Origin of the sequence: Enterococcus sp. BWB1-3 (assembly GCF_016745275.1) — a bacterium.
Classification (GTDB): Bacteria; Bacillota; Bacilli; order Lactobacillales; family Enterococcaceae; genus Enterococcus_L.
The window spans coordinates 110,208-121,158 of sequence record NZ_JADOEP010000012.1; the positions used below are offsets into that span (position 1 = coordinate 110,208).

Consider the following 10,951-nt stretch of genomic DNA (forward strand, 5'->3'; position numbering starts at 1 on the left):
TTCTGACTTGAAACTGCTCAAGTGAATGAGTCATTTCTATTTAACAGCTCTTTTCGAAGCATACGAAAAGAGCTGTTTTTCAAAATGTTTTAATAAAACTTAACATAAAAGTTAACTTGTACATATTGGAACAACACGCATTTTGTGATAGATTAGATTTACTTGGTAGAGTAGAATGTGAGGCGAAAAAATGACAATGCATTGTCCGAATTGCGGAAATGAAGTTGATGATAAAGAACAAACATGCCCTGAGTGTGGATTCAAACTTTCAAAGGAAGCCGCTGACCAGGAAAAGAAAGAAAATACAGAGCAAAAAAATCAGAAACATTTATTTAAAGATTCTTCTTCAAATTTCTCAACTGCTGAGGAAAATGAAAATATTGAATGGGCTGATCTGAAAGACCTTAGTATTGGTCATGTAATGGACTTATTCAATGAGCAGCAAAGCTTGGGCAGCAAGGATGCAACTCCTGTTGATGCTGATAAAGAAATAATTGAAAAAGAACCGTCTGATGAGGAAAGTATTGAAGAAGCCCCTTCAGTTCAGGAAAAAGATTCCCCGGAACTTCTTTCTGAGGTTGTCGATGAGGATGAATCTCTTTCAAATGAATTAGAGGAGCAACCAGACAATCAGGGAGTTGAAGATGAAGTAGAGCCTTCTTCGGAACTATCAGATACTGCAACTTTGAAAGACTATATAGAAGCACACAAAAGGGAAGTCGAAGCAGCAGAGAAAAGGAAGCTTGAAGGAAATACAGACCTCGAATTTGTTTCGGAAATTTCTGATGAATCTGTTGAAAATGAAGAAGCTTTAAAAGGAAATCAGGAGAAAGACGATAAACTATCGTTCAACGATCCGATCGTTGAAGCCGATACAGTGAATCTATTGGAGACAGATGGGGTTTTTGAAGAGAAAGAACAAATCGATGATTCTATTGCAGAAGAGAGTCTATCTGTCGAAAAATCCAAAGTCAAAGAACCGTTCATCCCTTCAAAAAGCAAGAAGCCGGAAGAAATAGAAATGGATCAGGCACCGATCTTTTTTAAGGAAACGGATGTATTACCTACTGAACTGGGACCTAAAAGACGTCCGCAATCTCAATTTGCTGATCTTGATAAAGCAGAACGTCCAAAGAAGAAAAGAGCTACTGAAGCAGCTAACCGTCAGAAACCTCCAAAGCAGCCCAAAAAGAAACTTCCGATTGCTATAGCAACAGCGGCCGTTTTGGTGCTGGGGGCAGGAGGCTGGTATTACAGTCAAAATCAGACGAAAGATTCTCCGGAGACAACACAGTCTTCTTCAAAAGAAAAGCTGGCTGATGAAACAAAAGCTTCACTAAAGAGCTACTTCTTAGATGATAATCAGCTCTATTTGAAACCTGATATGGTTTCTGTAAGTACAGAGTCGATTGAAGCAAATATAGAAAAATTAAAAGAAGATAATGAGTATGAAAATCTAAATAAATTGCTTGAAAAGGTGAAATCTAAACAAGCAACAATTAAAGATGTCAATACTCTTTTTACTGCGACAGCAATTACTGGAGACAGTTACAAAGAACAGCCCCTTGCGGCAGATAAAGAAGTAACATTGAAAAAAGAGACTGGAACAGACGGATTTTCAAAATTGATCAATCAGGCAATCGATGGTGCAACATCGCAATATGATCAATTACAAAATGCTAAAAGTGCAGTTGACGCAATTTATAAAGATGATCAGGCACGTGCGATATTATCGGACGAAACTTATGCAGCTGCTGTTGCAGAAGTAGATAAAATTAAGAATGAAGCGTTGAAAAAGCCATTAACAGAGAAGCTGACAAAGGCAAAAGCAGCCCTTGATGCAGATAATGCAGCTCAGCAAAACGCAGCCTCAGCTGCAGTTGAGACTGAAGCTGCAAATGTTGAAGTTTACAGCCAAACTGAAGTTTCGAACGAAGCAAACTCTGCAGCTGCGAACAATACTGCCGGAAATGTTAATACGGCTGTTGACAGCAGCGGATTTTCAGCAGCTGATAGTAATGGTGTTTATACAGCCCCTGTCTATACTGTAAATCCGGCTGATGTTGCTGATACCGGAAATGCGGCTTGGATATGGGCAGCGGGTGTGAAGGAACGAGTAATTGCAACATGTATTGAACGCGGCTATATGGTAGAGGGCGGCTATTATTTGGAGCCTGCCCGCATCGTAAACGGACAAGGTTACTATAATTTGTATAGAACAGATGGTACTTATTTAGTGACGATCAATGCACAAACGGGCTGGTTCAAAGGAAATGCCTCCAGAAATGCAGGGAACTGATTCCAGCAATGGTTTGTATAAAAAAGTATCAGGCTAAAAAAATTTTATGAGAACCAAGTATGATTAAGATACCTCTGTACTTGGTAAGAAAACACGTAGTATTCTGTTTCATAAGGGCTTAAAGAGTTTGGAAGATATTCTCTTCCGGACTCTTGTTCTATTAAGGAGACAAATAGATTAAACAAAAGGGGAGGAATTCTTTGGATGGCAAAGAAGAAGTATGAAACATTTCGGGAAGGATTCCATGCTTGTCTGCCAACTGTACTTGGGTATGCAGGAATTGGCATTGCAGCGGGAGTTGTAGGGAAGAGTGTTGGTTTATCTGTAATTCAGGTCGCTTTGATGTCGATACTGGTATATGCAGGCAGTGCTCAATTTATTATTTGCGGGATGCTGGCGATTCAGGCCCCCATTTCAGCAATTGTTTTAACCACATTTTTGGTAAATTTAAGACATTTTTTAATGAGTATGTCTGTAGCCAGTCATTTTAAAGAGGAACCCTTAGTAACCAATGTGGGAATTGGCAGTCTGCTGACGGATGAATCTTATGGTGTCTTAATGACAGCGATTTCCAATGATCATAAGATTACTTCAGCCTGGACGCATGGATTGAATATTACGGCTTATCTTACATGGATACTCTCAACAGTTGTCGGTGCACTTCTGGGGAACTGGATACCTGATCCTTATGTGTTGGGTCTGGATTTTGCTTTAGTGGCTATGTTTGCCGGACTGTTTGTCCTTCAGGTGGATACTGTCATCAAAAAAAAGACGAAGCAGACGATTATTGTATTAATTTCCGTCTGTGTATCATTATATGTATTGATGAAATTTTCTTCACCAGAGGTCTCAGTTATCGCAGCAACCTTGATTGGCTGCGGAGTGGGGGTGGCAGTAACTCATGATGAATAGTTATGTGCTTATGACGATTTTGGGATGTTCCCTGGTTACATGGATTCCGCGTATTGTTCCATTTATTTTGACAAAGAAAATGGATTTCCCGGAGTGGCTTTTAAAATTCCTGTCCTATCTTCCCATTTGTATATTAACAGCTTTGCTTTTACAAAGTATGCTGACTTATAAAGAGGGCAGTTTTCCTACACTAAAAGTACTGGAGGCTGTCAGTTGTATCCCAACATTATTGGTAGCGGTCAGAACTAAGGATTTAATGCGCACGGTTATTACAGGAATAGTAACAATTGCGTTACTGAGACTGATTTTTTAAAACAGATAGGATGAAAAAGAAAATGAATGAATTAATAGGAAATATTTTTACTGCATTGGTTATTGATCAAAATGATACCCATTACTTTTTACAAAAAAATGGTGTTACTTTCCGCCTTGCAAAAGAAGAAGGCGAACATCAGCTGGGAGAAGCAGTGGAAGGGTTTGGCTACCTGAATCAAAAACAGGAAACAGTGATGACTACAGCTGTTCCTGAGAGCAGAGTGGATAATTATGCTTTTGGAACAGTGACCGGGGTCAGGAGAGATTTAGGTGTGTTTGTTGATATCGGGCTGAAGGACAAAGATATTGTTGTCTCTATGGATGATCTTTCAACGATGAAAGAACTTTGGCCTAAAAAAGAAGATCGCTTAATGGTTTCACTTAGAGTAGATGAAAAGGGAAGAATATGGGGACAGCTGGCAGATGAAACGTATTTTAAAGCATTGTCTCAGCCTGGAACAGATGAATTGAAAAATAAAAATATTACTGGTACCGTTTTTCGTCTGAAAATGGCAGGTACTTATATCTTAACAGATGATTTAAAATTGGGTTTTATCCATCCTTCTGAAAGGTACCGGGAACCGCGTCTGGGTGAACAAATAGCTGGAAGAGTTATTGGTATCCGACCGGATGGCATACTGAATCTTTCGTTAAAACCTAGAGCACATGAAGCAATTAGTGATGATGCTGCGATGCTTCTGACTTTTTTGGAACGATCTGCAGATGGAAAAATTCCATTTACTGATAAATCAGATCCGGAAGAAATTAAGCAATATTTCGGTATTAGCAAAGGTCAATTCAAAAGAGCCCTGGGCAGTTTGTTAAAAGCTAAAAAAGTAAAACAAGAAAAAGGCTTTACGATTTTGTTGGAAGAAACAAAAGAACAGCATCCTAATTGAGAATCACTTGCAAATGTATCTAAATTAATTTATAATAATTATTATTTAGTTAAATAGAAACTTATTCTAGATTATAATTATTTTAAATAAGGGGTTTTTTTATGGCTTCTATGACAGCTTTGAAAAAAATTAAACAACAACTACATGAATCTGGGTTTAAACTGACTCCTCAGAGGGAAGCGACTTTACTCGTTCTGCTTGAAAACGAAAAAGACCACATGTCTGCAGAAGAAATCTATTTTTTAGTTAAGCGGAAAAGCCCAGAGATTGGTCTGGCTACCGTGTATCGAACGCTCGAAATCCTAACAGATATCAAAGTGATAGATAAGGTGAGTTTTAATGATGGACTTGCCCGGTATGATCTGAGAAAAGAAGGTGCCAAACACTTTCATCACCATCTTTTATGTCTTGAGTGCGGGAATATTGAAGAGGTGGAAGAGGATTTGCTTGGAGCAGTCGAAGAAATTGTTGAGCAACGATATCATTTTATTGTGAAAGATCATCGGCTAACGTTTCATGGGATTTGTCAGGAGTGTCAGCAAAAGCAAAAAGAAGAAGTTAAAAGCCAGTAATACTAAAGTTAAAATAGAAGAAAGTTCGAATTTCTACTTTGTTAGCAGAATTTGAACTTTTTTGTTTGTCAAAAATTGGTGTTACTGTTGTATTTAAAGGGCACTGAATTTATATCAGTAAATAGCAATTTTATTTCTTGTAATTGAAAAAAGAGACTGGTAAACTTAATTCGGAAAATGTAAAATATTGTTCACTGAGATAAAAAACAGAGTAATAACACTATCAAAAAATATCTCTGTTATTTATTTTTAGATTAAGTGATCGAAAAAGGAGAGATAGTTTATGAAGTTAGGTAATTTCTCAGTTAGTTTCCCTGTAAAAGACTTACATGCTTCTATGAAGTTTTATGAGGTGTTAGGATTTAAACAAGTAAGTGGAGATGTGCAACAAAATTGGTGCGTATTGCAAAATGGAGAGGCAAGAATTGGATTGTTCCAAGGGATGTTCGATGAAAGTTTTCTTACTTTTAATCCAAAGTGGAATGCCAATAAAGAAACAGAGGACGGGATGGAGGATATTCGAAAAATTGCTGGCAAGATAGAAAAAGAAGGGTACTCTTTGGAATTAGGAGCATCATTGGATGGGGAGAATGCAGGTTATTTCTTCATTAAAGATCCAGATGGGCACAAAATATTATTTGATCAACATGTATAATCAAAGAAAGGAATTAAATTACTGTGAGGTTGTGACAGAGCTCTTCATGCGACGAGTAACCGCAGGAGCAAAGGTCTTCATGCGACGAGTAACCGCAGGAGCAAAAATATTCTTCCTTAAGAACCAAGTAGGTATCATGGATCATCTACTCTGACAAGTCAATCATAGTGATTTATGTCAATAAGTCGGAATATCCGAAAATTGTCAAGGAACACTATTCATAGAATGAATAGCTGAGAATGGATACACTACGCTGTGCTTCGATCATATCAACTTCTACGTATGAAACATACCATAGTTTCAGTATCATTCGACTTATTTTCAAGAGAGCTGCTACCTCTACGGTTCTAACGATTCTTGAGACAAAATATTACGCTGTATCCGTTTTTCTGCGTCTGTGGTTCTCACTACACTACACTTCGTTTCGATCTCATCAATTTCTAAATGGCAGAGCCACTAAGAATTGAAGGACTTCGTTCCGATCCTCGAAGCGTGGGGGGCTTCGCTCCTACACTTCTTATGAATGCTTGGATTATACAAAGACTGGAACACCATTTATTCGGTTTTAGGGGACTCAGACATACTTATGTCATAGTCCCACACATTAAAAGGGCTGTTGGACCGTTAGTGATTCAACAGCCTTTCGTATAGCTGATTAATAATTTTTAGCCAAAAAAGTAAAAGAATGCAGCCATAATCATAATGCAAACGGTCTTATAGCCCTCATTGATTAAAATCAGTGTTAATGACTTTTGTTCAAATATATAGTTTTTCAATGCTGAAAACACTGCAATACTTGAAATTAACAGCCCTGATGTAAAAACAGGTAATTGTAATTTGCTGATTGTGTAGATAACTAAAAATGCTATCACTATTTCAATTAACAACGACAGTAACATAGGAAAAAATCCGCTGTCGCCCTCTTCAACTTGTTCCTCAGTAATTCCAAGCTCTTTCCTCCAAGTTTTTCCAAAAAGGACTGTGTACCAAAGTGCACCTACCCCAAAAGCTAATATACCTGCACTAATAATTGCTAAAATATTCATTATTTTCCACCAGTCTTATCTTTTAATGCTTCAGTCTTTACTCGTTCCATAAAATCAGTAACCACTTGCTCATTCTTCTTATTTCCCATCATTTTTACCATACAACGTGCAATAAAATTCGTTCCTTTATTTTGACCGCTATATAAGAATTTTGTTTCATTTTCACTTATTTTTATCAGTGTAAAAGAAGTTTCAATTTCAAACATTTTGGCAAGAGTAAATCCTGACTTATTATGCTTTCTTTCAGGGGTATCTTCATGTTCCAAATCAGTTACGATGTATTTTTCTACTCTTTTCCCCTCTTGATAAGTTTGCTCATAGGTACTGCCAACAATCCCATCTGTTTTCTCTAAAACTTTTGTCTCAATCACTTGAGGCATAATACGTTTCATGTTCTCTATATCAAATAAAGTCCAAATAATCTCGATATTTACAGGAATTATTATTTCTTTTTTCCAGGATATCAATTGTCGTCACTCCTTCTTTGTTATTCTTACTAAAGTATTCTTGGTGAATCCTTTTATTCGTTCCATTGGTACCGCTAATTATAACGAGAAAATTACCAAGTTTCCCCAAATTTATCTGTCACTATACCATACAACCCATTTCAAAATATTTGCTGAAGCTCCATTTTTACAATTCTACCACTCTTAAGTTTATTAAACATTCGTCGAAGTTCATTTTGATTGTAAGAACCTATAGGTGGTGCAATGTCATTGTCTCAAATCAAAATACTAGTTGACGGAATATCATTAAACATTACAATGTTTGAACCTATTCTAGGATTCGTGTACATCACTTTTTGTTTATTATTATCAGCTGCTGGAAATTTTTAGTTTTCCAGTAACAGTTCAACTGTTTTAAAATCCTGAACCTCAGCTTTAAAAACAGTTGGGTATAAAGCGAGTGTATTCTTACATTGCCCATCAAAATTCAAAGAAATGTCAAATTTCATTATTTTACCTCTCATTCTCTGTTATTTTTATTTCTTTAAAAGAATAACATCAGAACCTATGTTCGTCAAATGAAAAGAAATATCAAAAAAATGACCATTTTAAACTGTATCAAAATGGCAGTATTTAGTCGAAAACAAAGGTTGTATCCATTTCACGAAAGCTTTCTTTTTCTTCGTGAACTCCATAAAGAAAAATCTGCAAAACCTTGGTAAATTTGAGTTTTTCCTGATAATGGTTAAAGTGAGCAATCTTTTCTTGAATCGAAGTTGGCAACTCTTTTAGAATTATGATTGAAAACCATTTATTTAAATGCTGAATTTGTTCTATACTTATCCATTTGGCAGTCCTTTTTACTGGTCTTGGATAAGTCATCCAAGGTTCAGTATAAAGGACTCTTTTGTTGGGTAAAGAACGTCGGTTATGAGGAATTTAACAAGCTAAAGAAAAGGTGTATATAAAGGAAAACCATCAATGTACTCTACAAATACTAAAAATTCTAAAAACTGTGCTATCTGTTTTCAAATCAAAGGAACATGCTTTTTAGTGGTTTTTAATTACAACTATTAAGGATTTGACCAGTGTAACCCGCTCGACAATTCATCGAAATAAAAATTATGCCATCTAAAATAACAAAATTGGACAGAGCAAACTAAAAGCCTTTGATAAACCATTGCAGGATTCTATTTATGTCAGTTTTCTCATAATCATTGTGAAAAAACATTCAATATAAGCGATTTCCAATAAGTTTTGCTATAATGATAAAGAAATCAAACAAGAGGAGGATAACGAAATGAAAGCATTGATTGTCTACGCTCATCCAAGAGAGGTGAGTTTTAGCAAGGCAGTTTTAGATCGAACGAAATCGACTTTAGAGAAGAATGGTCATCAGGTGGAGGTTCGTGATCTTTACAAAATGAACTTCAATCCGATTTTAAGCAGGGCGGAAACTATTCATGTAGAAAAAGGAAAATTCATTCGTGAAAATAGTAACTATCCTACCGATGTTCTTAAAGAACAACAGCTGATACTTGAGAGTGATTTACTAATTTATATTTTCCCGATTTGGTGGAATGGTATGCCGGCTATAATGAAAGGTTATGTTGATCGTGTATTTGCCCATGGATTTGCTTATAGTTTTGAAGATGATGAACCCAAAAAACGATTTAACGGGAAACGGGCACTATTTTTCACTCCAACTGGTCAGCCTCAAAATGAAAACAGCGAGCTGACTCCAATCGATCAGGCAATTAAGCTTCTCACGTCAGAATGGATGTTCCAGTCCAATGGTGTAGAGGTAATTGATCATGTTTTTTATGGCAGAGTTCCTTATCTTACTGAAGAAGAGCTATCTGTCTACTTAGACGATGTGGAGAGTCGAATGAATCAAATTAATTAAACAGATCTTTCAATACAATAAAGCAAATAATAGGGGTTTGAGAAAAATGAAAAAAGCAGTTAGCAAACTTATTAAAGCGACTATGATCATGGGCATGTTTTTATTATTTTCCGGATGTGGAGGAACAAAAAAAGATTCTCAAAAAGAAAATGAAGCAAGTCCGGATAAAATTATTAATATGATGGAAATCAACGAGATTTCTTCTATGGATTCTGGAAATGCACTGGACGGCGGCAGTTTTATTGCCATCACTCAGGTAATGGAAGGGTTGTTTAATCTGGATGCCGATGATTCAATTATTCCCGGTGTTGCAGAAGAGCTTCCTGAAATCAGTGAAGATGGTCTAACCTATACCTTGAAGCTGAGAAAAAATGCAAAATGGTCCAATGGGATGAACGTAACAGCCCATGATTTTGTATATGCCTGGCAGCGTGTGGTGGATGCCAATTATGCTTCGCCAAGTTCATTTCTACTGATGGATATTAAAAACGCTGAAGCCATTCTGGGAGGTGTGAAACAGCCGGAGGAATTAGGGGTTTCTGCTCCAGACGACTATACACTTATAGTCGAACTTGAAGCGCCGGTTGCCTATTTTACTTCTGTTATGACATTTCCGACATGGTTTCCTTTAAATGAAAGCTATGTGAACGAGCAAGGGGATAATTATGGAATAGATGCCAATCATCTTTTATATAATGGTCCCTATGTTCTCGAAAACTGGGAGCATGGAAATCAAAAATGGACATACAGCAAAAACGACTTGTACTGGAATTCTAAACAGTCAAATGTTGATAAAGTAAATATTCAGGTAGTGAAAGAAACTAATTTGGCTGTCGATCTGTACGAAAATAACGAGCTGGACAGAGCGGTGTTATCCGGTGAGTTTGCGAAACAGTATAAAAATGATCCAGATTATACAACACAACTGGATTCCTGGGTACACTTGACCGAGATCACATTGTCAATGAAATTTTGGATAATGATTCCAGAGTTGCCGGAGGAGTTGTGGCTGCTGAATTTGTCGGAAATCCTGAATCAGAAGAAGATTTTAGGGAGGAAAGCGGCATTCTGACTTCTTACGATAAAGTAAATGCCCAGAAACTGTGGAAAAAAGCACTCTCTGAATCAGAAACAAAAGAATTTACTATTGATTTGCTGGCCTCAGATCAGGATGAAAACAAAAAAATTACAGAATATATCCAATATAGCCTGGAAGAAAATTTTGAAGGCTTGACGGTAAATATATCATTGCTTCCTGAAAAGAGCTTGCTTGATCGTGAAAGTAATCAGGATTTTGATTTGCTGTTAACAAGAATTGGTCCTGACTTTCAAGATCCGACCACTTATTTGAATAATTACGCAGGCGATTCATTTCATAATCATTCAGGCTATAACAGTTCAATTTATAATGAATTACTGCAAAAAGCCGGAGAATTGTCTGCGAAGCCAAAGGAGCGCTGGCAAGTGCTGATTGATGCAGAACATACATTGCTGGAAGAAGCCGGTGTCGTACCGCTTTATCAATCTGCCAACACAGCATTAATGAGACAGGACATTATGGGGATGATCCATCATTTATTTGGTCCCCCTAATTATTATGGAAAAATAATTCCTAAAGATGAGTAACAGCACTTTTGGGGATTGTTTATTAACGTGTAAAAGAGCGGATATTGGCTTTGAATTGTCAATATCTGCTCTTTTTGTATGTTCTGAAAACCCCCAGCTATGCTGGGGGTTCTTGAGAGCTTCCAGCGTGGTAGTAAAAAAGCCTCCTAAATTGATAAGATGAAGTTGGTTTCCCGACCACCACATCAAAAGTTAAGGAGGCACCTCTATGAAAAAGGCTAACGAAAGTTTATCACACACTGTCTGGAAATGTAAGTATCATTTAGTATTCGCAC

At 36.9% G+C, this 10,951-nt stretch carries 12 protein-coding genes and 1 pseudogene; 10 read left to right on the top strand and 3 right to left on the bottom strand.

All coding sequences use genetic code 11. The annotated features are described in order from the left end of the window. Window positions 1-190 precede the first annotated feature (190 nt). From IW492_RS10055 to IW492_RS10080, 6 genes are all read left to right on the top strand, one after another. Window positions 191-2,299, top strand: a complete 2,109-nt coding sequence (locus IW492_RS10055; protein ID WP_202067486.1) for a cell division site-positioning protein MapZ family protein — start codon at window positions 191-193, stop codon at window positions 2,297-2,299. Window positions 2,300-2,503: 204 nt separating this feature from the next. After that, complete coding sequence (locus IW492_RS10060; RefSeq protein ID WP_202067487.1) at window positions 2,504-3,211, top strand: AzlC family ABC transporter permease; 708 nt, start codon at window positions 2,504-2,506, stop codon at window positions 3,209-3,211. After that, window positions 3,201-3,524, top strand: coding sequence for an AzlD domain-containing protein (locus IW492_RS10065; protein ID WP_202067488.1), 324 nt, complete (start codon window positions 3,201-3,203; stop codon window positions 3,522-3,524). The genes IW492_RS10060 and IW492_RS10065 overlap by 11 nt, the downstream gene beginning before the upstream one ends. 22 nt (window positions 3,525-3,546) lie before the next feature. Beyond that, entirely contained in the window at window positions 3,547-4,425 is an 879-nt protein-coding gene (locus IW492_RS10070; protein WP_202067489.1) for a CvfB family protein, read from the top strand. Between the two features lie 101 nt (window positions 4,426-4,526). Next, the gene (fur, locus tag IW492_RS10075; protein WP_202067490.1) at window positions 4,527-4,997 is read left to right on the top strand and encodes a ferric iron uptake transcriptional regulator; all 471 of its coding nucleotides are present in this window, start codon (window positions 4,527-4,529) and stop codon (window positions 4,995-4,997) included. 283 nt (window positions 4,998-5,280) lie between these two features. After that, the gene (locus IW492_RS10080; protein ID WP_202067491.1) at window positions 5,281-5,652 is read left to right on the top strand and encodes a VOC family protein; all 372 of its coding nucleotides are present in this window, start codon (window positions 5,281-5,283) and stop codon (window positions 5,650-5,652) included. A gap of 665 nt (window positions 5,653-6,317) precedes the next feature. Here the strand turns inward: IW492_RS10080 and IW492_RS10085 are convergent. The 3 genes from IW492_RS10085 to IW492_RS18375 form a co-directional block, all read right to left on the bottom strand. After that, window positions 6,318-6,698, bottom strand: coding sequence for a DUF1761 domain-containing protein (locus tag IW492_RS10085; protein WP_202067492.1), 381 nt, complete (start codon window positions 6,696-6,698; stop codon window positions 6,318-6,320). After that, complete coding sequence (locus tag IW492_RS10090) at window positions 6,698-7,165, bottom strand: SRPBCC family protein (RefSeq protein ID WP_202067493.1); 468 nt, start codon at window positions 7,163-7,165, stop codon at window positions 6,698-6,700. The genes IW492_RS10085 and IW492_RS10090 overlap by 1 nt, the downstream gene beginning before the upstream one ends. A 365-nt stretch (window positions 7,166-7,530) precedes the next feature. Then, window positions 7,531-7,653, bottom strand: a complete 123-nt coding sequence (locus tag IW492_RS18375) for a hypothetical protein (protein WP_267491676.1) — start codon at window positions 7,651-7,653, stop codon at window positions 7,531-7,533. Between the two features lie 791 nt (window positions 7,654-8,444). Between IW492_RS18375 and IW492_RS10095 the strand changes: the two genes are divergently transcribed. The 4 genes and pseudogenes from IW492_RS10095 to IW492_RS18660 form a co-directional block, all read left to right on the top strand. Next, window positions 8,445-9,050 carry an NAD(P)H-dependent oxidoreductase gene (locus IW492_RS10095; protein ID WP_202067494.1) on the top strand — a complete coding sequence of 202 codons (606 nt, stop codon included), beginning with the start codon at window positions 8,445-8,447 and terminating at the stop codon, window positions 9,048-9,050. A gap of 46 nt (window positions 9,051-9,096) precedes the next feature. Continuing rightward, window positions 9,097-10,122, top strand: a complete 1,026-nt coding sequence (locus IW492_RS18380) for a peptide ABC transporter substrate-binding protein (RefSeq protein WP_202067495.1) — start codon at window positions 9,097-9,099, stop codon at window positions 10,120-10,122. Further along, the gene (locus IW492_RS18385) at window positions 10,023-10,676 is read left to right on the top strand and encodes an ABC transporter substrate-binding protein (protein WP_202067496.1); all 654 of its coding nucleotides are present in this window, start codon (window positions 10,023-10,025) and stop codon (window positions 10,674-10,676) included. The genes IW492_RS18380 and IW492_RS18385 overlap by 100 nt, the downstream gene beginning before the upstream one ends. A 208-nt stretch (window positions 10,677-10,884) precedes the next feature. Then, window positions 10,885-10,951 (top strand): annotated as a pseudogene (locus IW492_RS18660) (IS200/IS605 family transposase); the annotation flags it as partial.